This is a genomic window from Williamsia sp. (assembly GCF_016462415.1).
Lineage (GTDB): Bacteria > Actinomycetota > Actinomycetes > Mycobacteriales > Mycobacteriaceae > Williamsia_A.
The window spans coordinates 28046-51558 of the sequence record NZ_JAEMTF010000023.1 but is presented as its reverse complement, the minus strand read 5'-3'; the positions used below and the strand labels follow the sequence as shown (position 1 = coordinate 51558).

General features: G+C 68.1%; 19 protein-coding genes. 6 read left to right on the top strand and 13 right to left on the bottom strand.

Going from position 1 to position 23513, the window contains the following annotated elements:
* The 6 genes from pheT to infC form a co-directional block, all read right to left on the bottom strand.
* On the bottom strand, window positions 1–2078 hold a 2078-nt coding region (gene pheT / locus JHC79_RS08340), incomplete at its 3' end, for a phenylalanine--tRNA ligase subunit beta (protein WP_296389691.1).
* Between the two features lie 51 nt (window positions 2079–2129).
* Window positions 2130–3173, bottom strand: a complete 1044-nt coding sequence (gene pheS, locus JHC79_RS08335; RefSeq protein WP_296389690.1) for a phenylalanine--tRNA ligase subunit alpha — start codon at window positions 3171–3173, stop codon at window positions 2130–2132.
* A 143-nt stretch (window positions 3174–3316) separates the two neighbouring features.
* The gene (locus JHC79_RS08330) at window positions 3317–4123 is read right to left on the bottom strand and encodes an RNA methyltransferase (RefSeq protein WP_296389689.1); all 807 of its coding nucleotides are present in this window, start codon (window positions 4121–4123) and stop codon (window positions 3317–3319) included.
* 53 nt (window positions 4124–4176) lie between these two features.
* A complete protein-coding gene (rplT, locus tag JHC79_RS08325; RefSeq protein WP_296389688.1) occupies window positions 4177–4557 on the bottom strand; it encodes a 50S ribosomal protein L20 in 381 nt (126 codons plus the stop codon).
* An 89-nt stretch (window positions 4558–4646) separates the two neighbouring features.
* A complete protein-coding gene (gene rpmI / locus JHC79_RS08320) occupies window positions 4647–4841 on the bottom strand; it encodes a 50S ribosomal protein L35 (protein WP_188490240.1) in 195 nt (64 codons plus the stop codon).
* Window positions 4842–4944: 103 nt separating this feature from the next.
* The gene (gene infC / locus JHC79_RS08315) at window positions 4945–5535 is read right to left on the bottom strand and encodes a translation initiation factor IF-3 (protein ID WP_296389696.1); all 591 of its coding nucleotides are present in this window, start codon (window positions 5533–5535) and stop codon (window positions 4945–4947) included.
* Window positions 5536–5904: 369 nt separating this feature from the next.
* Here infC and JHC79_RS08310 point away from each other — a divergent pair, with 369 nt between their 5' ends.
* Window positions 5905–6261 (top strand): DUF1844 domain-containing protein, encoded by a 357-nt coding sequence (locus tag JHC79_RS08310; RefSeq protein WP_296389687.1) that lies wholly within the window; start codon window positions 5905–5907, stop codon window positions 6259–6261.
* Between the two features lie 6 nt (window positions 6262–6267).
* Here the strand turns inward: JHC79_RS08310 and uvrA are convergent, their stop codons facing one another.
* A complete protein-coding gene (gene uvrA, locus JHC79_RS08305; RefSeq protein ID WP_296389686.1) occupies window positions 6268–9261 on the bottom strand; it encodes an excinuclease ABC subunit UvrA in 2994 nt (997 codons plus the stop codon).
* Between the two features lie 233 nt (window positions 9262–9494).
* Here uvrA and JHC79_RS08300 point away from each other — a divergent pair, with 233 nt between their 5' ends.
* The 3 genes from JHC79_RS08300 to JHC79_RS08290 all read left to right on the top strand — a co-directional run bounded on the left by JHC79_RS08300 (window position 9495) and on the right by JHC79_RS08290 (window position 13939).
* The gene (locus tag JHC79_RS08300; RefSeq protein ID WP_296389685.1) at window positions 9495–10178 is read left to right on the top strand and encodes an MBL fold metallo-hydrolase; all 684 of its coding nucleotides are present in this window, start codon (window positions 9495–9497) and stop codon (window positions 10176–10178) included.
* 114 nt (window positions 10179–10292) lie between these two features.
* Window positions 10293–11528 carry a DoxX family membrane protein gene (locus JHC79_RS08295; protein WP_296389684.1) on the top strand — a complete coding sequence of 412 codons (1236 nt, stop codon included), beginning with the start codon at window positions 10293–10295 and terminating at the stop codon, window positions 11526–11528.
* A 206-nt stretch (window positions 11529–11734) separates the two neighbouring features.
* Window positions 11735–13939 carry an ATP-binding domain-containing protein gene (locus tag JHC79_RS08290; RefSeq protein WP_296389695.1) on the top strand — a complete coding sequence of 735 codons (2205 nt, stop codon included), beginning with the start codon at window positions 11735–11737 and terminating at the stop codon, window positions 13937–13939.
* Window positions 13940–13984: 45 nt separating this feature from the next.
* Here the strand turns inward: JHC79_RS08290 and JHC79_RS08285 are convergent, their stop codons facing one another.
* Both JHC79_RS08285 and uvrB read right to left on the bottom strand, forming a co-directional pair.
* Window positions 13985–14437, bottom strand: a complete 453-nt coding sequence (locus JHC79_RS08285) for a universal stress protein (protein ID WP_296389683.1) — start codon at window positions 14435–14437, stop codon at window positions 13985–13987.
* A 242-nt stretch (window positions 14438–14679) separates the two neighbouring features.
* Window positions 14680–16833 (bottom strand): excinuclease ABC subunit UvrB, encoded by a 2154-nt coding sequence (gene uvrB / locus JHC79_RS08280; RefSeq protein WP_296389682.1) that lies wholly within the window; start codon window positions 16831–16833, stop codon window positions 14680–14682.
* A gap of 66 nt (window positions 16834–16899) precedes the next feature.
* Here uvrB and JHC79_RS08275 point away from each other — a divergent pair, with 66 nt between their 5' ends.
* Window positions 16900–17436, top strand: coding sequence for a DUF402 domain-containing protein (locus JHC79_RS08275; RefSeq protein WP_296389681.1), 537 nt, complete (start codon window positions 16900–16902; stop codon window positions 17434–17436).
* A 217-nt stretch (window positions 17437–17653) separates the two neighbouring features.
* On the opposite strand, the gene coaE is transcribed toward JHC79_RS08275, so the two are convergent.
* From coaE to rpsA, 3 genes are all read right to left on the bottom strand, one after another.
* A complete protein-coding gene (gene coaE, locus JHC79_RS08270; RefSeq protein ID WP_296389680.1) occupies window positions 17654–18613 on the bottom strand; it encodes a dephospho-CoA kinase in 960 nt (319 codons plus the stop codon).
* A 29-nt stretch (window positions 18614–18642) separates the two neighbouring features.
* Complete coding sequence (locus JHC79_RS08265) at window positions 18643–19884, bottom strand: MCE family protein (RefSeq protein WP_296389694.1); 1242 nt, start codon at window positions 19882–19884, stop codon at window positions 18643–18645.
* A gap of 284 nt (window positions 19885–20168) precedes the next feature.
* Window positions 20169–21653 carry a 30S ribosomal protein S1 gene (gene rpsA, locus JHC79_RS08260; RefSeq protein WP_296389679.1) on the bottom strand — a complete coding sequence of 495 codons (1485 nt, stop codon included), beginning with the start codon at window positions 21651–21653 and terminating at the stop codon, window positions 20169–20171.
* 186 nt (window positions 21654–21839) lie between these two features.
* Between rpsA and JHC79_RS08255 the strand changes: the two genes are divergently transcribed.
* Complete coding sequence (locus JHC79_RS08255) at window positions 21840–22649, top strand: class I SAM-dependent methyltransferase (RefSeq protein ID WP_296389678.1); 810 nt, start codon at window positions 21840–21842, stop codon at window positions 22647–22649.
* Window positions 22650–22656: 7 nt separating this feature from the next.
* On the opposite strand, the gene JHC79_RS08250 is transcribed toward JHC79_RS08255, so the two are convergent.
* Window positions 22657–23454, bottom strand: coding sequence for a helix-turn-helix transcriptional regulator (locus tag JHC79_RS08250; protein ID WP_296389677.1), 798 nt, complete (start codon window positions 23452–23454; stop codon window positions 22657–22659).
* Window positions 23455–23513: the final 59 nt, after the last annotated feature.

Genomic DNA, 23513 nt, shown 5'->3' with positions numbered 1-23513 from the left:
CCCGCACCGTCGTCGGCGACGACTCGCGCACAACGACCCGGATGCCACGGCACGTGTTCGGCGGCGACCATGCTCACCTCGACCCCCGAGGCGCGACCGATCACCCGGGCGGCGTCGAAGGCGTCGGACGCATCGACCGGTCGGCCGGCACCCCAGGGACCGGCGGGCTCACGGGCACCGGCGAGCACCACCGCGGCGCGCAACGGTTGGCGCGGAAGCGATCCCATCAGTTCGGCGATCTCGTCGGGGGACGGTCGGCGCGTGACGTCGACAGTGGCAACCGGGTGGACGGTGTCGTCGGCGATGACGACCTGTCCGATCGTGTACAGCGCCACGTCGCGCTGTCCGCGTGTGATGTTGCGGACCGTCATCTCGACGAGCCCGGGAAGCAGCGTGGTGTTGAGTTCGGCGCGCGAGGACTCCAGCGGGTTGAGCACCCGCACCGTCGCGCGACGTGGGTCGTCGGCGGGGATGTCCCACAGGTCGAGCACGTCGGCGGGCATGAACGGGAACGGCAACACCTCGACGAACCCTGACATCGCCAGGGCGCGCCCGACACTGCGGCGGCGGATCTGCTCTCGCGTGAGTCCGGTGCCCGCCGGGGCGCTCGGCGGGATGGCCGGGATGTTCTCCAGCCCCTCCAGTCGCAGCACCTCTTCGACCAGGTCGGCCGACTGACGCAGATCCGATCGCCACGACGGCGGGACGACCTCCAGGACGCCGTCGGGCCCCTCGCTCACCGTGGCGCCGACCTGCTCGAGACGCCGCACGGTCGTCCCGGATGCGTACGTGACCCCCGCGACGCGGTCGGGGAGGTCGGGCGCGATGGACACGGTCACCGACGCGACCGGCAACGCGGTGTCGGTGTAGCCGGGATCGGCCACTCCCCCGGCGATCTCGGTGATCAGGTCGGCGGCGCGCGACAGCGCGAGCGCGGTGATCTCCGGGTCGACCGTGCGCTCGAAGCGTTTGCCCGCCTCGCTGGACAGGCGGTGGCGCCGACCGGTCCGGAACGCCGCCACCGGGTCGAAATTCGCCGCCTCCAGGATGACATCGACGGTCGCCGAGGAGATCTCGCTCTCGGCACCGCCCATGACGCCGGCCAGCGCGATCGGTCCACGATCGTCGGCGATGACGACATCGTCCGGATCGAGGGCACGCTCGACCCCGTCGAGGGTGGTCAGCTTCTCCCCCGTGGTCGCACGCCGGACCACGATCATGCCGGTCACGTGCGCGGCATCGAACGCGTGCAGCGGTTGGCCGAGTTCGAGCATCACGTAGTTGGTCACGTCGACGGCCGCCGAGATCGGTCGGACGCCGGCGACCAGCAGTCGCTTCTGAATCCACCACGGTGACACCGCCGTCGGGTCGACACCACGGATCACCTGGGCGCAGTAGCGCGTGGCGCCGGACGCGGGATCGATGCGCACCGGCCACGCGTCGTCCGACGGCCGGCGGGTCATGGCAGCCTGCGCATCCGGGCCCGCGGGATCGGCATACGGCAGCTCGAAGCTGGCCGCGAGCTCACGGGCCAACCCGCGCACGGAGAAGGCGTACCCGCGGTCGGGTGTGACGTTCACGTCGATCGCGGTGTCGGTCAGCCCAAGCGCCTCGAGCGCATCGGTGCCGGGCTCTGCGGTTCCCGGGGCCAACACCAGGATCCCGGAGTGGTCGGTGCCGATGCCGAGCTCGGACACCGAGCAGATCATGCCGTCGGAGGTGTGGCCGTAGGTCTTTCGGGCCGCGATGGCGAAGTCCCCGGGCAGGACGCTGCCGGGCAGAGCGGCGACGATCAGATCGCCGTCGGCGAAGTTGCGAGCGCCACAGACGATGCCCCGCGGGGTGTCCTCCCCGACGTCGACCTGACAGAACCGGATCGGTTTCTTGAACTCGGTGAGCTCGGTGATCTCGACGACCCGCCCGACGACCAGCGGGCCGGTGATGGTCGGGAAATCCTCGACGTCCTCGATCTCGAACCCGACCCGCACGAAGCCGGCGTCGATCTCGGCGGTCGACGCCGCGAAATCGGCGGCCCCGCGCTGCAGGGATTCGGTCAACCAGGACTGGGGAACGCGCACTGTGGCTCAACTACTTTCGAGATAGGAGTCGGGAGACGGCCGGGGCCGAGGTCAGATGGCCGGGCCGAAGGGCAGGGTGAACCGGACGTCGCCCTCGACCATGTCGCGCATGTCGGGCAGATCGTTGCGGAACTGCAGGGTGCGCTCCAGGCCCATGCCGAAGGCATACCCCGAATAGACCTCCGGGTCGATCCCGGCCGCTCGCAACACATTCGGATTCACCATGCCGCAGCCACCCCATTCGACCCATCCGGCGCCGCCCTTCTTCGCGGGGAACCACACGTCGACCTCGGCGGACGGCTCGGTGAACGGGAAGAAGTTCGGGCGCATACGGGTGGTGGTGTCGGGCCCGAAGATGGCCTTGGCCAGGATCTCGAGGGTGCCGCGCAGGTTGGCCATCGTCAGCCCCTTGTCCACGGCGAGGCCCTCCACCTGGTGGAACACCGGGGTGTGGGTGGAGTCCAGTTCGTCGGTGCGGAACGTCCGACCCGGGCACGCCACATAGATCGGCAGTTCGCGCGTCAGCATCGACCGCACCTGGACGGGCGAGGTGTGCGTGCGCAACACCTGACGGGATCCCTCCGGGGCGATGTAGAAAGTGTCCTGCATCGACCGGGCGGGATGGTCCGGGAGGAAGTTGAGCGCGTCGAAGTTGAACTGCTCGGTCTCGACCTCGGGCCCCTCGGCGATCTCCCACCCCATCGCGATGAAGACGTCGGCCACCTGCTCGCCGATGACCGTGATCGGGTGCCGCGCGCCGACCGGCCGCCGCGCACTCGGCAGCGTCACGTCGATCGCCTCCTCGGCGAGGACGGCGGCGTCGCGTTCGGCGGTGAGCACGACGACACGGTCGTCGTAGGCCTGCTGGGCGCGGGTACGCACCACGTTGACCCGCTTGCCCGCTTCGGCTCGCTCGTTCTTCGGCAGTTCTCCGAGCGCGCGCCGCGCGAGGGCGATCGCGGATCGGTCGCCGAGGTGGTCGGTCTTCGCCTGCGCGAGCTGCGCCAGATCGCCCGCGGCGGCGAACGCAGCGACGGCCGCATCGGCCGCGGCGTCCAGTGCGTGCTCGGTGGCCTCTGACGTATCGCTGCTCACGAGAACCCAACTCCTCTTCTTCTCGATGGTGATCGAGTTGATCTGACACTCGTCTGCTGCAGACGAGCGTATCGGATGCGTCCAGGCCTTTGACGCGCCGGCCATCGGGCAACGCCGCAGGTCACGCGCACGTCGCCGCCCGTTCAGCGGTGGGTGGCGCGAGCGCTCGAATACAGGCAGACGGCGGCCGCGGCGGCGATGTTCAGGCTCTCGGCGCGACCGTGGATCGGTATCGACACCCGGTGGTCGGCGGCTGCGAGCAGGTCCGGGGACAACCCGTGCGCCTCGTTGCCGAACAACCAGGCCGCCCGACCGGACAACACCGCGTCGGCCGTGTCGAGCGACATCTCGCCGTCGGCGGCGGTCGCCAGCACGGTGAATCCCGCGGCCCGGAGCGCGTCGAGGACCGCTTTCGGATCCCGTTCGCGCGCGACCGGGATGTGGAACACGCTGCCCGCGCTCGCCCGGACGGCCTTGCCGTTGTGCGGGTCCACCGTGGACGTGCCGACGAGGACGACACCGGCACAGCCCATCGCGTCGGCGGTACGGATCAGGGTGCCGGCGTTGCCGGGGTCGGAGATGTCGACTCCGACCGCGACGGTGGCGGCCGGCCCGGCTGCACCGACGATGTCGCGCACCGACGCCTCGAGCAGGTCACAGACCGCGAACACGCCAGGGCTGGTGGACGTGTCCGCGAGTTTGGCCGCCGCACGCGTGGTGACGACCAGGACGTCGACGCCGGCGGTGCGCGCGAGGTCGAGCAGCGGCGCGTGCCGGTACTCCTCGTCGTCGCGGACGAGGACCGTCCGCGCCACGCCGGTGTCGAGCGCCGACCGGACCGCGTTGGCGCCCTCGATCAGGAACTCGCCACGGGCCCGCCGCTCACTCGAACGGTGCAGCTTGGCAAACGAGACGACCCGCGTGGAGCGCTCGGTGAGGGCGGTGTCCACTGCGGGTCGTGTCGTCGGGATTCGAGATGCGTCGGTGATCGACGGATCGTCGATCAGACCGCGGGTGCGTTGACGTCGTCGGGCAACGACTTCTTCGCGATCGCGACCAGGCCGGCGAAGGCCTCGGGGTCGCTCACGGCGATCTCGGCGAGGATCTTGCGATCCACCTCGAGCTCGGCGATCTTCAGCCCCTGGATGAAGCGGTTGTACGTGATGTCGTTCGCCCGGGCCGCGGCGTTGATCCGGGAGATCCAGAGCTTGCGGAACTCACCCTTGCGAGCGCGGCGATCGCGGTACGCGTAGTTCAGCGAGTGGAGCTGCTGCTCCTTGGCCTTGCGATAGAGCCGCGAGCGCTGCCCGCGGTAGCCCTTGGATGCCTCCAGGACCGAACGACGCTTCTTCTGGGCGTTCACTGCCCGTTTCACGCGTGCCACGTGGATTACCTCTAACTGTGTCGAGACCGCGCTGCGCAATCAGGTGAAACGAATGCGCGATCAGGTGGAACGATCGGGTGAGCGCTGGCTCAGATGTTCAGGAGCCGCTTGATGCGCGGGGCATCGACGTCGGCGACCACGGCGGTTCCGTCGAGACGACGGGTCCGCTTGGTGGGCTTGTGCTCCATCAGGTGGCGACGGTTCGCCTTCTGACGGACGATCTTGCCGCTGCCGGTCACCTTGAATCGCTTCGCGGTTCCCTTGTGCGTCTTTGCCTTCGGCATTAGTGCTTCCTCCGTGCTCGATGCTGCCGCGCCCATGCCCACAGGCATGCACGCGCATGTTCTGGTGACGACCCGGGTTTCCCGGGCCATCGACGACCGGTGACTACTCGGCCGGCGCGGAGTCCGCGGCGGGTGCCGGCGGTCCCGGCTGCCGTGCCTCGGCCACCTTCGCCCGGGTCTTGGCTCCCTTGTGCGGGGCCAGGACCATCGTCATGTTGCGGCCGTCCTGCTTGGCCGATGTCTCGACGAAACCGTATTCACCCACGTCTGCGCCGAGGCGCTGCAGCAGGCGGTAACCGAGTTCGGGTCGCGACTGCTCGCGTCCGCGGAACATGATGGTCACCTTGACCTTGGATCCGGCTTCCAGGAAGCGGATCACGTGGCCCTTCTTGGTCTCGTAGTCGTGGTCGTCGATCTTCGGTCGGAGCTTCTGCTCCTTGATGACCGTCATCTGCTGATTACGACGAGATTCGCGCAGCTTCTGGGCCGCCTCGTACTTGAACTTGCCGTAATCCATGATCTTGCACACCGGCGGACGGGCGTTGGGCGCCACTTCCACCAGGTCAAGATCGGCCTCGATGGCCAATCGCAAAGCGTCTTCAACACGCACGATGCCCACCTGCTCCGAATTCGGACCGACGAGTCGGACCTCGGGGACGCGGATGCGCTCGTTGATGCGGGTCTCTGTGCTGATGGGGCCTCCTCGTTAATACCAATGGGTGCCGCGGCTCACGCCACGGTTCGCGCCTCGTCCGATCCGGTGAGGGACCGACGATGACCGATGCACGAGGAGAAACACCCTGGTCAGCAGAAAGGGCCCTCGCGATGGGAATCATCGACGGGGCCCGCTACTGACCGGTCGACACGCGACAGGTGCGATCACCTGCGTGCATGCCACCTCCAACGGGAGGCACCCGACCGGTATTCCTCGGCAGAGGAACCTCGATCGAGCGACCGGACCGCGCAACTTCCCGGCGTGGCCGGGTGTCGAGCGGTGGGAGCGGAACTCCACTTGCAAACCCCAGCTCTCACCGAGGCGGTCTGACATGGAAGTCTAACAGTCATGACGGAAAATCCACATTCGGCAGATCCGGGCGTCGACGCGGACCTACCGGTTCGCGATCTCGCCGATGTCCCCGCCGTCGAGGTCATCACGAAGTCCATCGTGATGATCATGAGCTCGGCCGCCGAGAAACTGGGCCTCGCCGAGGACGGGGCGGCCGTCGATCTCGACGAGGCGCGCCGTCTGATCACCGCGCTGGCCGGGCTGGTGACCGCGTCACTTCCCGACCTCGGTCTGCACGCCGCGCCGATCCGCGACGGACTCAAGAGCCTGCAGCTCGCCTTCCGTGAGGCCAGCAGCATCCCCGACGCGCCCGGTACCGGCCCCGGCGAGAAGCTCACCGGACCGGTGCACTGACGCGTCTCAGCCGACCGGGGTCCTGGCCTTCGCCGTAGACCCGTTGCGGCTCCCCGTCGCCGTGGTGACCGCTGCCTTCTTGGCCGGCGCCTTCTTGGCCGCCGCCTTGCGCGCGCCGGTCTTGCGCGATGCCCGCGCGGTCGTCGGGCTGACGATCTCCTTGAGAAAGCCGCCGGTGTGGCTCTCGGCGACCGCCGCGATGTCCTCCGGCGTTCCCTCGGCCACGACCCGGCCGCCGCCGGAACCGCCCTCGGGGCCCATGTCGATGACCCAGTCGGCGGTCTTGATGACGTCGAGGTTGTGTTCGATCACGATGACCGAGTTGCCCTTGTCCACCAGGCCGTTGATGACGAGCAGCAGCTTGCGGATGTCCTCGAAGTGCAGGCCCGTGGTCGGCTCGTCGAGCACGTACACGGTGCGCCCGGTCGACCGCTTCTGCAGCTCGGCGGACAGCTTCACGCGCTGCGCCTCACCGCCGGACAGCGTCGGCGCCGGCTGACCGAGACGGACGTAGCCGAGTCCGACCTCGACGAGCGTCTTGAGGTAGCGGTGGATCGAGGTGACCGGCTCGAAGAAGTCGGCCGCCTCGTCGATCGGCATGTCGAGCACCTCGGAGATGGTCTTGCCCTTGTAGTGCACCTCGAGGGTCTCGCGGTTGTAGCGGGCGCCGTGACAGACCTCGCACGGGACGTAGACGTCCGGCAGGAAGTTCATCTCGATCTTGATCGTGCCCTCACCGGTGCACGCCTCGCAGCGACCGCCCTTCACGTTGAAGCTGAAGCGACCGGGCTGGTAGCCGCGGACCTTGGCCTCGGTGGTGGCCGCGAACAGCGTGCGGATCTTGTCGAAGACACCGGTGTAGGTGGCCGGGTTCGACCGCGGGGTGCGACCGATCGGCGACTGGTCGACCTGCACCAGCTTGTCGAGGTGGTCGAGGCCGGTGATGCGGGTGTGTCGCCCGGGTACCTGTCGCGCACCGTTGAGCTTGTTCGCCATCGTGGTCGCGAGGATGTCGTTGACCAGCGTCGACTTACCCGATCCGGACACCCCGGTGACCGCGGTGAGAACACCGAGCGGGAACGACACGTCGATGCCCTGCAGGTTGTGTTCACGAGCGCCGACGACGGTGAGCTGGCGTTTGCGGTCGATCGGTCGGCGGATCTCCGGGATCGGCAGGCTCTCCCGACCGGACAGGTATGCGCCGGTCAGCGACTCCTCGTTGGCCAGCAGACCCTCGTAGCTGCCGCTGTGCACGACCTTGCCGCCGTGCTCACCCGCACGCGGACCGATGTCGACGATCCAGTCGGCGGAGCGGATGGTGTCCTCGTCGTGCTCGACGACGATCAGGGTGTTGCCCAGGTTCCGCAACCGCGTCAGCGTGTCGATCAGACGGCGGTTGTCGCGTTGGTGCAGCCCGATGGACGGCTCGTCGAGGACGTAGAGGACCCCGGCCAGTCCCGACCCGATCTGGGTGGCCAACCGGATGCGCTGCGCCTCCCCGCCGGACAGCGAACCGGCCGCACGGGACAGCGACAGGTACTCCAGGCCGACGTCGAGCAGGAAGGTGATCCGCGCCTGGACCTCCTTCAACACGCGGCCGGCGATGGCCGCCTCGCGGGCCCCGAGCGTCAGGTCGGACAGGTAGTCGGCGCACTCGGCCACCGACAGCGCGCAGACCTCGGCGATCGACTTCTCACCGAACCGCGGGTGGTCGAGTGTGACCGCGAGGATCTCCGGTCGCAGCCGCGCACCGGAGCAGACGGGGCACGGGATGTCGCGCATGTAGCCCTCGTAGCGGTCCTTCATCTGCTCGGAGTCGGTCTGCTCCATGCGCCGGTGCAGGAACGACATCACGCCCTCGAACTCGGTGTAGTACGAGCGGGTGCGGCCGTAGCGGTTGCGGAACTTCACGTGGACCTGGTGGTCGCTGCCGTTGAGGATGGCGCGACGGATCTTGACCGGCAGCCGGTTCCACGGGGTGTCGACGGAGAACCCCATCTGGTCGGCCAGACCGGAGAGCAGACGCAGGAAGTAGTCGGCGTTGTGCCCGGTCGACCACGGCGCGATGGCGCCGTCGGCCAGCGACAGGTCGGGGTCGGGCACCACGAGGTCCTCGTCGACCTCCTTGCGGATGCCGAGACCGTCACAGTCGGGGCAGGCGCCGTAGGGCGAGTTGAAGGAGAACGAGCGCGGCTCGAGGTCGTCGATGGCGATCGGGTGCCCGTTCGGGCACGCCATCCGCTCGGAGAAACGACGCTCCCGTTCGGGGTCGTTCTCCTCGAGGTCGACGAAGTCGAGGACGATGACGCCGTCGGCCAGACGCAGGGCGGTCTCCACCGAGTCGGTCAGGCGCTGCTTGGCGGTGTGTTTGACCGCGAGACGGTCGACCACGACCTCGATGTCGTGCTTCTCCTGCTTCTTCAGGGTGGGCGGCGTGGCCAACGAATGCACCACCCCGTCGACCCGAGCACGCGAGAAGCCCTGGGTCTGCAGAGAGGCGAACAGGTCGACGAACTCACCCTTGCGGGTGCGGACGACCGGGGCGAGGACCTGGAACCGGATGCCCTCCTCCATCGCGAGCACCTGGTCCACGATCTGCTGCGGGGTCTGCTTGGCGATGGCCGACCCACATTCGGGGCAGTGCGCCTTGCCCGCGCGGGCGTAGAGCAGACGGAGGTAGTCGTAGACCTCGGTGATCGTGCCCACGGTCGAGCGCGGGTTGCGGTTGGTGGACTTCTGGTCGATCGACACCGCGGGCGAGAGGCCCTCGATGAAGTCGACGTCGGGCTTGTCCATCTGGCCGAGGAACTGACGCGCGTAGGCCGACAGCGACTCGACGTAGCGGCGCTGGCCCTCGGCGAAGATCGTGTCGAAGGCGAGGCTCGACTTGCCCGAACCGGACAGGCCGGTGAAGACGATCAGACTGTCCCGTGGCAGGTCCACGTCGATTCCACGCAGGTTGTGTTCCCGAGCACCTCGCACGATCAGGCGGTCTGCCACAGTTGTCCTCACTCCGCGTCGGTGACGACGCGATGGTTGACGGTTGGTGTCGGTGATCTCGCCGGCTGAGGCGGTCACGACGGGTGGGTGGTGTCGGGCCCGGTCGCTGCGACGGACTCGGCAGCAGACGGACTCGACCGCGCACCACGGGTTACCTCCATCGTAAGTGCGCCCACCGACAGTGTGATTCCGAGGCAGTGGGTGGGCGTCGGCCGGCCGGTAGCGTTGGGTCCATGAGCGCAGCCGAGATCACCGTGTCCGACACCTACACCGGCGACCTGTCCGACACCGACGGTGCGCAGCGCCGATCGGTGCCGGGCGCGACGATCGCCAAGCTGTCGGTGGGTCCGATGGACAACAACGTCTACGTGGTGACCTGCACCGGCACGGGTGACCAACTCCTCATCGACGCCGCCAACGACGCCGACGACATCCTCGGCCTCGTCGACGCCCTCCCCGGGACGCCGAGACTGATCTTCACCACCCATCAGCACTTCGATCACTGGCAGGCCCTCGCCGCGGTGAAGGAGTCGACGGGGGTCCCGACCGCAGCGGGCCGCATCGACGCCCCGGAGATCCCGGTGACCACCGACCGCCTCGTCGACGACGGCGACACCATCGAGATCGGTTCGCTGCGGTTCTCGGCCATCCATCTCGTCGGCCACACGCCCGGGTCGATCGCGCTGGCGATGTCCGACGGCGAGCGGACGCACCTGTTCACCGGCGACAGCCTGTTCCCCGGAGGAGTCGGCAAGACCTGGCAACCGGGCGACTTCGAGACCCTGCTCGACGACGTCAGCACCAAGCTCTTCGACCGTTTCGACGACGACACGATCGTCTATCCCGGTCACGGTCTGGACACGACCATCGGGACCGAACGCCCCCAGCTGGGCGAATGGCGCGAACGCGGTTGGTGATCGACGCCGCGCCGTCCACACCCGCGGGGGTCAGCCGGTAGCCTCGGAACGGCCCTGTGACACACCGTCGTCGTCCCCGACGACGGCAGGGTCAATGACCCGAGGAGGCCATCAGTGTTGATCCGCCGAATTGCCCGCCCGATGCTCGCGAGCGTGTTCGTCGCATCGGGCATCAATGCTTTGCGAAACCCCGAGCAGCTTGCCGAAACCGCGCAGCCGTTCGTCAAGAAGGCACAAGAGGTCCTGCCCGACGAGGTCGTCGAACCCATCCCGTCCGACACCGTCACGTTGGTCCGGATCAACGGGGCGATCCAGCTCGGTGGCGGCGTCCTGCTCGCCACCGGCAAGTTCCCGCGCGTCGCCGCTCTGGGTCTCGCCGGCTCCATCGTCCCGACAACACTTGCCGGGCATGACTTCTGGACCAAGACCGACCCGCAGGAACGCCAGTACCACCAGACACAGTTCCTCAAGAACCTGAGCCTGCTCGGCGGTCTGCTCATCACCGCGGTCGACACCGAGGGCAAGCCCTCGCTGGCGTGGCGGTCCCGCAAGGCGGCCGAACACGCCTCCGACGCCGTCAGTGCGGCACTGCCGTTCGGCAGCGACAGCAACAGCGACACCTTCGAGCACCTGCGCTCGGCCGCGGCCGAGCGCGCGAGCCAGGTCGCCGAGATCGCCAAGGATCGCGGACCGGTCGTCCTCGAGGCCGCACGGGAGCGGGCCACCCCGCTCGCCGAGGCCGCCGTGGAGCGCGGATCGAAGCTGGCCGAGGTCGCCAAGGACAAGGCGACCCCGTACGCCGAGGCCGCTGCCGAGCGTGGATCCGAGCTGGGCGAGAAGGCCGCGAAGGTCGCTCGCAAGCGCGCCGAGAAGGCAGGCAAGGTCGCCCGCAAGGAGGGCAACAAGGCCGCCAAGAAGGCACGCAAGCGTGGGTCGGAGATCGCCGATCTCGCCGCCAAGCGGGGCTCGGAGATCGCCGACACCGCGCGCGAGCGTGGACTCGAGCTCGCCGAGACCGCACGCGAGCGCGGCGCCGACTACGCCGACACCGCGGCCGATCGCGGATCCAAGCTGGCCGACAAGGCCTCCAAGCGCGGGTCCGTCTTCGCCGACGAGGCGCAGAAGCGTGGCGCGGAGTTCCTCGAGCAGGCCCGCGAGCGGAGCCTCGAGTTCGCCGACACCGCCCGTGACCGCGCGCCTGAGCTCGCCGATGTCGCCCGCACCCGCGCGGCGGACTGGGCGTCGACGGCCGAGGCCCGGGGCCAGAAGCTCTCGAAGCGTGCGCAGAAGCGCGCCCAGAAGGCAGCGGTCAAGCAGGCCGTGCAGGCTGCGATCAGCAACGTCAAGTAGTCCCACGCCGGTCCGTGGCGGGCGTCGAGCACGCCCGCCACGGACTGTCGTATCCCCCACGGAAGGCTCCTGATCCACCCATGACCCGGACGCGGGAGACCGCACCCCTGCCCGACCGGGACGACACCGGTCGCGACGATGAGTCCGATTCCCCCATCTCGGCCGAGCAATCCCATCTCGACGTCATCTACGCACGTCTCGACCGCATGCGACGGTCGACCACCAACCGCCTGCAGACCGCGCTGCGCGAGTCCGGCGGAACCCCACAGGCCCGCTCCGAACGTGAGTCGTACGAGCGCATGTACCACGACGACCTCACGAAATACGATGCGGCCGAACACAATCTCTACTTCGGACGTCTCGATCTCGAGGACGGTGAAACCCGCACGATCGGGCGCATCGGCATCCTCGACGACGACGAGAACGACTCCACCCTGCTACTCGACTGGCGAGCACCGCTGTCGCGGCCGTTCTACCTCGCCACGCCCGCCGCGCCGGATTCGGTGGCGGTGCGGCGTCACATCCGGACGCGCAACCGTCGGGTGACCGCGGTCAACGACGAGCGTCTCGACTCCGGTGACATCGACGCGGTCTCGCGGGGCGACGTCGTCAACGAGGCCGCGCTGATCGGTGCGTTGAACGCTGCACGCACCGGCGAGATGGTCGACATCGTCGAGACCATCCAGCGCGAGCAGGACCTCATCATCCGGTCCACACACCGCGGCGTGACCGTTGTCCAGGGCGGACCGGGTACCGGGAAGACCGCCGTGGCCCTGCACCGTGCCGCCTATCTGCTCTACACGCACCGCGACACCCTCTCGCGCAGCGGCGTGCTGATCATCGGCCCGAACGACGACTTCCTTCGCTACATCGGACAGGTGCTCCCCTCGCTCGGTGAGACCGGTGTCCTGTTGTCCACGGTCGGCGCGCTCTACCCGGGTGTCGTCGCCACCCGGGTCGACGACCGGACCGCGGCGGCGGTCAAGGGCGACCTGCGGATGATCGAGGTCCTGAAGAACGCCGTGCGCGAGACGCAGTCGCTCCCATCGGAGACGGTCACCGTCCGTTTCGACGGCTACCCCCTGGAGATCGGTCGCGATCTGGTCCGGCGGGCACGCGGGCGCGGCCGGTCCAGTCGCCGCGCACACAACCAGGCCCGCCCGCTGTTCCTGCGCGCAGCACTCGACGAACTCGCACAGCAGCACGCGCGACGGATCGGGTCGAGCACGATCGACGGATCGCAGCTGCTCAGCGCCGGCGATGTCGCCGACATCCGTGACGAGATGGAATCCGACACCGACATCCTGACGGCCCTGGCCCGTTTCTGGCCCCAGCTCACCCCGGACCGGTTGCTGCACGACTTCCTCTCCGACACCGCCCGCATCCGTGCCGTGACGCGTGGCTGGAGCGGCACCGACCGGGACGCACTGCACCGCAGCGCCGGGGCGCGCGGCGGATTCAGCGAGAGCGACGTCCCGCTGCTCGACGAGTTGGCCGAGATCATCGGTTACGACACCGCCGACGACGAGCGCTCCGAACAGGCCCGCTGGCGCAAGCAGTTGGCCGACGCGCAGGACGCGCTCGACATCCTGACCGGTTCGGCCCCACAGGACCTCGAGGACGAGCTCGATCCCGAGATCCTGATGGCCTACGACCTCATCGATGCCGAACAGCTGGCCGCTCGACAGACGCAGCGGCACAGTCAGACGACCGCCGAACGGGCCCAGGGCGATCGCACCTGGACGTTCGGACATGTGATCGTCGACGAGGCGCAGGAGATCTCGGCGATGGGATGGCGGATGATCATGCGCCGCATCCCCAATCGCTGGATGACGATCATCGGCGACACCGCCCAGACCGGCGACCCCGCGGGCACGACGTCGTGGGCATCGGTCCTCGAGCCGTACGTCGCCCGACGCTGGCAACAGCACGACCTCACGGTCAACTACCGGACCCCTGCCGAGATCATGTCGGTCGCGGCCGCCGTATTGGCACAGATCGATCCGGATCGATCCGCCCCCACGTCGATCCGCCACTCGGAGGTACCGCCCCGCGCCGTGCGCGTCCCTGCCGACCGGTTGGCGGAGGCAGCGGTGTCCGCGGCAACCGGGGACGGGCAGGGTGCGGTCGACGACGGCGTCACCGCGATCATCGCCCCGGACGCCGATGTCGCCGCCGTGGCCGCCCGAGCGGAGGAGTTCGACAGGGCCGGGGGCGGCGTGCGGGTGCTCACCGTGACGCAGTGCAAGGGGCTCGAGTTCGATCGGACCGTGGTCGTGGAGCCGGCATCGATCGTCGAGCAGTCACCCCGCGGACTCAACGACCTCTACGTCGCCCTGACGCGGGCGACGCAGCGCCTGACCGTGGTGCATTCGGCAGACCTGCCGAACGCACTCGCCGCGCTCGGCTGAGAGCCGAACGCGGCGAGAGTGTCGTGCGGGGTGCCCCGCGAGAGGTCAGACCGTGTGGACGATCAGGACGTCGCAGGCGGACTTGCGGGCGACATCGGCGGGGACCGATCCCAGCAACCGACCGGCGATCGAGTTGAGCCCCTTGTTGCCGACGACCAACAGATCGGCCTTGGTGTCGCCGACGAGCTGGAGCAGCGCGTCGACAGGCGCGCCCTTGATGGGTCGCGTCGTCACGTTGGCGGTGTTCGCGCCGGCGCGGGTGGCGCGTTCCCGTGCGGTGCGCAGGATCTCGTCGGTGGGAGCCGTCCCGTGCACCTGGTAGGCCTCATCCTTGAGGACGTCGGACACCGAGTTCACGTCGCGACCCTCGTGCGGGAAGAACGCGCAGGCGATGACCAGCTTGGCGGTGTCCCCAGCGATGGCGCCGGCACGTTCGACCGCCTTGAGTGACGACTCCGAACCGTCCGTTCCGACGACAACTGTCTGGTACGCGCTCATCCATTCCTCCGTTTGTGTCGACGACTTCGTCGTCATGTTTCGGTGACCTCGTACCGCCGTGGGATCTCACGACGGCGCCGTCACCCGAGTTTCTCAGACAACGCTGTGGCGACGATCAACTGCGATGAACGACACCGTGTGTCACGGGGTCACACCGTAGCCGGACAGCCGCCACTGAACTGGGACAATAGTTGCACAAATGCGTTCTTGTCCGTCGATCGTGGGTATCGCCACACCGGGTGTCACCGGATGCCGGCGGCGTCCATCCCGCGAAGTTCCTTCTTCAGGTCGGAGATCTCGTCGCGCAGACGCCCCGCCAACTCGAACTGGAGGTCGCGCGCCGCGTTCATCATCTGTGCGCTCAGCGCGGCGATGAGATCGGCCAGTTCGGCCCGCGGCATCGCCGACACATCGCGTTTCTCGATGACGCCGGCACTGAACGTCTTGCCGCCCTCCCCCGGCGCGCGACGCCCGCGGCTCGCGTTTCGACCGGATCCGCCGATCTCCACCTGCTCCTCGGCCTCCTTGTAGACCTGGTCGAGGATGTCGGCGATCTTCTTGCGCAGCGGCTTCGGGTCGACGCCGGCGGCCTTGTTGTAAGCGACCTGCTTCTCCCGGCGACGGTCGGTCTCGTCGATCGCATTGCGCATGGAGTCGGTGATCTTGTCGGCGTACATGTGCACCTCGCCGGACACGTTGCGGGCTGCGCGGCCGATCGTCTGGATGAGGCTGGTGGTGCTCCGCAGGAACCCCTCCTTGTCCGCGTCCAGGATCGCGACCAGTGACACCTCCGGCAGGTCGAGACCCTCGCGGAGGAGGTTGATGCCGACCAGGACGTCGTAGTCGCCGGTCCGCAGCTGGCGCAGCAGCTCGACGCGGCGCAGGGTGTCGACCTCGGAGTGCAGGTACCGGACGCGGATTCCCAGCTCGAGCAGGTAGTCGGTCAGGTCCTCGGACATCTTCTTGGTCAGCGTGGTGACCAGCACACGCTCGTCGCGCTCGCTGCGCAGCTTGATCTCGTGGACGAGATCGTCGATCTGGCCCTTGGTGGGCTTGACGACCACCTGCGGGTCGACGAGGCCGGTCGGACGGATGACCTGTTCCACGAACTCGCCGTTGGACTGACCGAGTTCGTACGGGCCCGGCGTTGCCGACAGATAAACGGTCTGTCCGACGCGGTCGACGAACTCGTCCCAGGTCAGCGGTCGGTTGTCGACCGCGGACGGCAGTCGGAAGCCGAAGTCGACCAGGTTGCGCTTGCGCGACATGTCGCCCTCGTACATGCCGCCGATCTGCGGCACGGTCACATGGGACTCGTCGATGACCATGAGGAAGTCGTCCGGGAAGTAGTCGATCAGCGTCGCCGGGGCGGTGCCCGGCCCGCGGCCGTCGATGTGCCGCGAGTAGTTCTCGATGCCCGAGCAGAACCCGACCTGTCGCATCATCTCCAGGTCGTAGGAGGTCCGCATCCGCAACCGCTGGGCCTCGAGGAGCTTGCCCTTGCCCTCGAGCTCGGCCAGCCGTGCCTCGAGTTCCTCCTCGATGCTGGTCATGGCGCGTTCCATGCGCTCGGGCCCCGCGACGTAGTGCGTGGCCGGGAAGATCCGCAGCGTGTCGACCTGACGGATGATGTCACCGGTGAGCGGGTGCAGGTAGTACAGCGCCTCGACCTCGTCACCGAAGAACTCGATGCGGACCGCCAGCTCCTCGTAGGACGGGATGATCTCGACCGTGTCCCCCCGGACGCGGAAGCTGCCGCGGACGAAGCTCATGTCGTTGCGGGTGTACTGCACGTCGACCAGCAACCGCAGCAGCGCGTCCCGATCGACCTCCTGACCGACGTCGAGGTGCACCGAGCGGTCGAGATAGGACTGCGGGGTGCCGAGGCCGTAGATGCACGACACCGACGCCACCACCACCACGTCGCGGCGCGACAGCAGGCTCGACGTGGCCGAGTGCCGCAGTCGCTCGACGTCGTCGTTGATCGACGAGTCCTTCTCGATGTAGGTGTCGGTCTGCGCGATGTACGCCTCGGGTTGGTAGTAGTCGTAGTAGGAGACGAAGTACTCGACCGCGTTGTTGGGCAGCATGTCCCGGAGTTCGTTGGCGAGCTGGGCGGCCAGCGTCTTGTTCGGCGCCATGACCAGGGTGGGGCGCTGCACCTTCTCGATCAGCCACGCGGTGGTGGCCGATTTACCGGTACCGGTGGCGCCGAGGAGGACGATGTCGCGCTCGCCCGCCTGCAGCCGCCGTTCGAGGTCGGCGATCGCCGTCGGCTGGTCGCCCGCCGGGGTGTGTTCGCTGACCACCTCGAACTTCGACTCCGAGCGTTCGATCTCGCCCACGGGCCGGTGCTCGGAGTGGGCGACGATGGGGTGTTCTGCCGCAAAAGCCATGTACCCAGAGTAGGCGCGGGGTACGACAGAGCTCAGACGAAGCCCGACCGCACTAGAGTCCTCGCCATGGCGGCGTCGGATCCACCCCCACCTCATCCGCCCAAACGCGAGGTCTTCGACGTGCGGGCGATGACCAACACCGACAACAAGGGGTTCATCCGACCGGTCGAGACCTACACCGAGACCGGGTTCGGCCTGTACATGTCGCGGACGGCGGACCATCCGCGGTTCCACCACCTCGAGTCGTGGTTGCTGCCGGGGTTGGGGCTACGGGTCAGCATCTTCCATTTCGTGGCGGGCCACCGCACCGGTCAGCGCCTCTACCTCGACGTGGGCGAGTTCTCCGGTCCTGACGCGCTCGGGTGCTGGCACGCCGAGGACTGGTATCTCGACCTGATCGACGTCCCCGGCCGACCACTCGAGCTCGTCGACGTCGACGAGCTCCTCGAGGCCCACCACGCCGGCCTGCTCACCGCCGACGCGTCGGTGCGCGCGGTGGCGATCGCCACCCGCACGTTGGTGGGTGCGGCCGAGCACGGGCACGACGTGGCGGCCTGGCTGGCGTCCGCAGGGGCACCACTGACCTGGGAGTCCGGCCGCTGATCGGGCGGGTCAGCGCACGGCGACCATCAGCGACGCCGGCCCCCGGACGTTGATGCGACCGTGCCGGAGACCACTGGGTTTCGACGTGGCGCAGCCCGAGGCGATCCCCACCGACGTCGACTGCGGGAGGCCCAACCCAACTCACCGGCCCCTCGCACGGCGGTCCGCATTGCCCGATCGATCGACCCTGTCGCCACGGATCGGTACGGCCGTACAGCTACGGTGTCGAGTCGTGACCCGATGAGTCGTCGATCACGACGCGAACGGTCGCGGGTCGACCCGGGTCGGCGGAGGCGAACGTCGTCTCCTCCGCGGCGACGCCGGGGAAACCGCCTGCGACCAGTGCGGCGGCGAGCGCATCGCTGGCGGCGAGGTCCCGTGCGGTGATCTGGAGGTCGATGACGTCCGGTGCGTCGCGATCCGGTACCGCGGTGGGACCGACGTGCTCGACCGCGACCGCGTGCTCTGCACCCAGCACCCGGAGGCGGTCGCGAAGCCGCCGTCCCTGACGGGCCCACGCGGGGTCGGCGGGCACGGTGTGCTGGTCGTCGCGATCAGCGGGGGTGGCTGCCCGCACGTTCGCCTCGTACGGCACCAGGCGTTCGTCCCACACACGAGCGGCACGGGCAGCGAGATCGTCAGCCGTGCCGCTGTTGTCGAGCCAGACGTCGGCGACCTCTCGACGCTGCTCCACGGTCGCCTGCGATCGGATCCGTGCGCGGGCGTCGTCGGCGTCCATGCCACGTTGCCCGGTGAGACGTTCGATACGCAGCTCTTCGTCGGCGTGCACGATGATCACGAGATTGAAGAACGGGGCCATGCCCCCTTCGACGAGCAGTGGCACATCCTGCACGACGATCGCGTCGTCGGGGGCGGCACCGAGCAGTTCCCAGGTGCGGGCACCCACGCGCGGATGGGTGATGGCGTTGAGTCGCTGACGCTGTTCCTCGTCGACGAAGGCCTTGGCGGCGAGCGCGGCGCGGTCCAGGCTGCCGTCGTCGGCAAGGATGTCGTCGCCGAACGCCTCCACGAGCTCCGCGAGCCCGTCGGTCCCGGGCGCGACCACCTCACGCGCGATCTTGTCCGCGTCTATGAGGTAGGCGCCGCGCTCGACGAAGGTACGTGCGACAGTCGATTTACCGGCGCCGATTCCGCCGGACAGGCCAACTCTGATCACGCCGACAAGTGTGGCAGACGCCTGACGACCTACTTCGGGAAGACGCCCAGCAGATAGGACAGCTGCGTCACGAGCGGATTCAGGTCGAGCTTGTCGGGATCCTTCTTCGGCTTGCCATCCCACGGCTGGGTGGTGGTGGGATCGGCGTACTTCGCGTTCTGTGCGCCGCGCACCACCGTCGGGTTGCCCTGCGCGACAGCGCACTTCGCCCGGGTGTTGAACGGGAAGTCGTCGTAGTTCAGATCGAAATCGGGGTTCTTCTTCTTGATCGCGGCGATCTCGGCCCGGGTGCTCTCGTATCCGACGGTGCACGACGGCGAGTTGTTCGTCTCCAACACCACACCGAAGTGGATCGTGCCGTCGCCCGGCGTGGTCGAGTAGCTTCCGGCCGACAGCACCGAGAGGTTCGCCAGCGAGGGCGAGATCAGCGGGAAGGTGCCCTTGATGTTCCGTACGTCGGTGGCCAGGTTGCGCACGACGGTCGTGGCGTCGCCTCCACTGCGCGACAGCAGCGCCGAGATCTGCGTCGCCGACGCGGTACCGGTGGTCAACAACCGACGGATCGACGGATCGCTGCTCGCGAGCTGAGTCGTGATCAGCCCCAGGTTCTTCGACCAGTCCAAGATGGCGTCGGACTGATCGGCCTGGGTGCCCAGAACGGTGTCGGCATTGCGGATCAGCGAGATCGTCGCCGGCAGATTGTCGTTGCCCGTCTTCGCCAGGTTCGACAGCGAATCGACGAGGGCCTTCAGGTTCTCCCCGTTGCCGTTGAACGCTTTACCCAGCTCGGTGACCACGGTGTTCAGATCGTCGATCGGCACCGAGTCCGACAACCCGATCGCACTCGACAGCACGTCCTGGACCGGGGTCGGGATCGACGTGTCGGCGATGACCGACCCGTTCTTCAGATACGGGCCGCCCACACTCGAGGGGCGCAGGTCGACGAACTGCTCACCGATCGCCGAGCGGTTGGCCACCACCGCCTGCGCGGTGGCCGGCACCTTCGGCCCGCCGGAGTCGAGGTCGAGGTCGACACGGACACCGTCGGGGCGTAGCGACAATGCGGTCACCCGACCGACCGCGACGCCCTGGTAGGTGACCTCGGCGTTGGTGAAGATGCCGCCCGAGTCCTTGAAATCGGCGTGCACGGTGTACGAACCCACACCCACCAGGGTGTCGAGACGGGCGTAGCGGACTCCCACCACCGACAACGCGGCCAAGGCCACGACGACCAACGCCACGAGCTGCCAGATCTGCAGCCGGCTCACCATGTTCACCGCGAACGCTCCCTCTCGGATGGCCGACGTCCCGAACGCCACCCGCGGACGCGAACGCGCCGCTCAGAACACTGCCATACACGCGAAAACAGTTGCAATGCAAAATGGTTCATTCATCGGCGTCGCGGCAGTCGCCTTCACCACGTCGATGCACGACTATGACCGTGGTCACCATCGGCTGGTTCGAAGGCCCTCGCACACAGCAAACCGCGGGCCCCTCCCGAATGGGAGAGGCCCGCGGCGTGTGCTCAGAGTTCAGCGAACTCGGCGATCAGCGATCAGGCGTTGCCGGACAGCTTCTCGCGCAGCGCGGCGAGCTGCTCGTCACTGGCCAGCGATCCACCGCGCGGAGCGGAGGCCGCACCCTCGGCGGCAGGCGCCGATCCGGACTCGCTCGACGACGACGACTCCGAGGAGTAGTCGGTCGGTGCGTTGGCGGCCTCGACCGCGGCAGCAGCGAACTTCTCGATCTGTGCGGTGTGCATCTTGTGGCGACGCTCGGCCTCGGCGTACCGCGACTCCCACGCCTCCCGCTGCTTCTCGAAACCTTCGAGCCATTCGTTGGTCTCGGAGTCGAAGCCCTCGGGGAAGATGTAGTTGCCCGCCTCGTCGTAGCTGTCGGCCATGCCGTACTTCGACGGATCGAACTCCTCGGTGTAGTCCTCGTTGGCCTGCTTGAGGCTCAGCGAGATACGACGACGCTCGAGGTCGATGTCGATGACCTTCACCATCGCGTCGTCGTTGACCGCGACGACCTGATCCGGCACCTCGACGTGGCGCTCGGCCAGCTCCGAGATGTGCACGAGGCCCTCGATCCCCTCTTCGACGCGAACGAACGCACCGAAGGGGACCAGCTTGGTGACCTTGCCCGGGACGATCTGACCGATCGCGTGCGTACGGGCGAACTGACGCCACGGATCTTCCTGGGTCGCCTTGAGCGACAGCGAGACCCGCTCGCGATCGAGATCGACGTCGAGCACCTCGACGGTGACCTCGTCACCGACGGCCACGACCTCCGACGGATGGTCGATGTGCTTCCAGGACAGTTCGGAGACGTGCACCAGACCGTCGACGCCGCCGAGATCGACGAACGCACCGAAGTTGACGATCGAGGACACGACGCCCTTGCGGACCTGGCCCTTCTGCAGCTGGTGCAGGAACTCGCTGCGGACCTCGGACTGGGTCTGCTCGAGCCACGCACGGCGCGACAGGACCACGTTGTTGCGGTTCTTGTCGAGCTCGATGATCTTGGCCTCGATCTCCTTGCCGATGTACGGCTGGAGATCGCGGACGCGGCGCATCTCGACCAGCGACGCGGGCAGGAAGCCACGCAGGCCGATGTCGAGGATCAGGCCGCCCTTGACGACCTCGATGACGGTGCCCTTGACGGCCTCGTCCTTTTCCTTGAGCTCCTCGATCGTTCCCCAGGCACGCTCGTACTGCGCGCGCTTCTTGGAGAGGATCAGCCGACCTTCTTTGTCCTCCTTGGTGAGGACCAGTGCTTCCACCGCGTCGCCGACGTTGACGACCTCGTTGGGGTCGACGTCGTGCTTGATGGACAGCTCACGCGAGGGGATGACGCCCTCGGTCTTGTAACCGATATCGAGCAGGACCTCGTCGCGGTCGACCTTGACGATGGTGCCCTCGACGATGTCGCCATCGTTGAAGTACTTGATCGTTGCGTCGATTGCGGCGAGGAAGTCCTCGGCAGTGCCGATGTCGTTGACGGCGACTTGCGGCGAGGTGATGGTCGTGGACGGCATATGTTGGGTTGCTCCGGACAGTGTTCTAGTAGGTTTGGTTCGAGCGGGTTGGTGTCCCATGTGGACATGACTTCCCACGCGAGCACGGGCACGCGCGTGTGCCAGGTTACGCCAGGCCCGGTGTCCTGGGCAAATGTGTCGAGATCGGCGTACCCGTTCCACGTTCGACCACCCCAGGAGACCCCGTTGCACCGACCCACCGTGCGGTTACGACCGGATTCCGCGGTCAGCGAGGCCGCCAACCGCAGCTGGTGGGACTCCGACGCCGGCGACTATCACGACGAACACGCAGCGTTCCTCGGCGTCGACACCGCCTCCGGCGAGTTCGTCTGGTGCCCGGAGGGCGTGCACGAGGGCGACGTGGGTCTGCTGGGCGACGTCGTCGACCGCGACATCCTGGAGATCGGCTGCGGGTCGGCGCCGTGCGCGCGGTGGCTGCGCAGCCACGGCGCCCGGTCGGTGGGACTCGACGTCTCCGCGGGGATGCTCGCCCGCGGGCGCCTGGCCGGCCGCGACGACGCGTCGCCGGTGCCGCTCGTGCAGGCGGGTGCCGAGCACCTGCCCTTCGCCGATGCCTCATTCGACATCGCGTGCTCGGCTTTCGGCGCGGTGCCGTTCGTCGCCGACTCGGCGCGGGTGATGGCCGAGGTGGCCCGGGTGCTGCGTCCCGGCGGCCGATGGGTGTTCGCGGTCAACCACCCGATGCGCTGGATCTTCCCCGACGATCCCGGCCCGGCCGGTCTGACCGTCGCGATCCCCTACTTCGACAGGTCTCCGTATACGGAGGTCGACGACGACGGCACGGTCACCTACGTCGAACACCACCGCACCATCGGTGACCGGGTGCGCGAGATCCGGGCCGCGGGGCTGCTGCTCGACGACATCGTGGAACCGGAGTGGCCCGAACACCTCGACCGTGAGTGGGGCCAGTGGAGCCCACTGCGCGGTCAGTACTTCCCCGGAACCGCGATCTTCTGCTCCAGCAAGCCCGCCTGACGCCTCGTCATCGAACCGACTCCATCAGCGCGCGCGTGGCGTCGTCGGCGGGGTGGAACAACTCCAGGGTGAGCTCATCGACGGTCACGTCGAGTGCGGTCTGCACCGATGCCGCCATCGACAGGAACGCGAGATCCCCGAGCCGGTGGCGCAGCCTCAACTCGACCGCCACGCCCCCATCGACACCACCGAGCCGGGCGGGCCGCGGATAACGGCGGACCTCGTCGAGCAGGTCGATCAGGCGGCGGTCGCCGGTTCGACCGGCCCGGCGGGTCAGCTGGGTGAGCAGGTGCGCGCGCCACTGGTCGAGGTTCGTGATCCGCGGGGCCATACCCTCCGGATGCAGACCGAGACGGATGACATTGACCGGCGGTGTCAGCAGTTCGGGTGCGCAGCCCTCGACGACGGTGGCCACCGCCTCGTTGGCCTCGACCACGTCGAAGTGACGGTCGAGCACCAGTGCGGGGAACGGCATGTGGGCGGCGACCACCCGTCGGAGCGCGTCACAGACCGCCGCCAGCTCCGGGGTGTCGAGATCGCGCTCGCCGTACGCCGGGGCGAACCCGCCGGCGAGCAACAGCTGATTGCGTTCGCGCAGTGGCACATCGAGGTGCTCTGCCAGCCTCAGGATCATCGCGGCGGTCGGTCGCGAGCGTCCCGTCTCGATGAAACTCACGTGCCTGCTGGAGATCCCCGCCTCCACGGCGAGATCGAGCTGACTGCGACGGCGGTTGCTCCGCCACTGTCGCAACAACTCGCCGACCGGACGCTCACCGCGGGACCGCGAGGGACTGTCTGCCACCATGCGCCGACAGTAGGCGACCGACATCGCCGCGACCATTACCTCGCGGGTAATCGACTGCG

Excerpts from the sequence above, each read along its gene's own strand:
- JHC79_RS08265 (WP_296389694.1), bottom strand. The coding sequence starts at position 19,884 with ATGGTGAGCCGGCTGCAGATCTGGCAGCTCGTGGCGTTGGTCGTCGTG.
- JHC79_RS08285 (WP_296389683.1), bottom strand. The coding sequence starts at position 14,437 with ATGAGCGCGTACCAGACAGTTGTCGTCGGAACGGACGGTTCGGAGTCG.
- JHC79_RS08300 (WP_296389685.1), top strand. The coding sequence starts at position 9,495 with ATGAGCGCAGCCGAGATCACCGTGTCCGACACCTACACCGGCGACCTG.
- JHC79_RS08275 (WP_296389681.1), top strand. The coding sequence starts at position 16,900 with ATGGCGGCGTCGGATCCACCCCCACCTCATCCGCCCAAACGCGAGGTC.
- rpmI (WP_188490240.1), bottom strand. The coding sequence starts at position 4,841 with ATGCCGAAGGCAAAGACGCACAAGGGAACCGCGAAGCGATTCAAGGTG.
- JHC79_RS08290 (WP_296389695.1), top strand. The coding sequence starts at position 11,735 with ATGCGACGGTCGACCACCAACCGCCTGCAGACCGCGCTGCGCGAGTCC.
- rpsA (WP_296389679.1), bottom strand. The coding sequence starts at position 21,653 with ATGCCGTCCACGACCATCACCTCGCCGCAAGTCGCCGTCAACGACATC.
- JHC79_RS08310 (WP_296389687.1), top strand. The coding sequence starts at position 5,905 with ATGACGGAAAATCCACATTCGGCAGATCCGGGCGTCGACGCGGACCTA.
- uvrB (WP_296389682.1), bottom strand. The coding sequence starts at position 16,833 with ATGGCTTTTGCGGCAGAACACCCCATCGTCGCCCACTCCGAGCACCGG.
- JHC79_RS08250 (WP_296389677.1), bottom strand. The coding sequence starts at position 23,454 with ATGGTGGCAGACAGTCCCTCGCGGTCCCGCGGTGAGCGTCCGGTCGGC.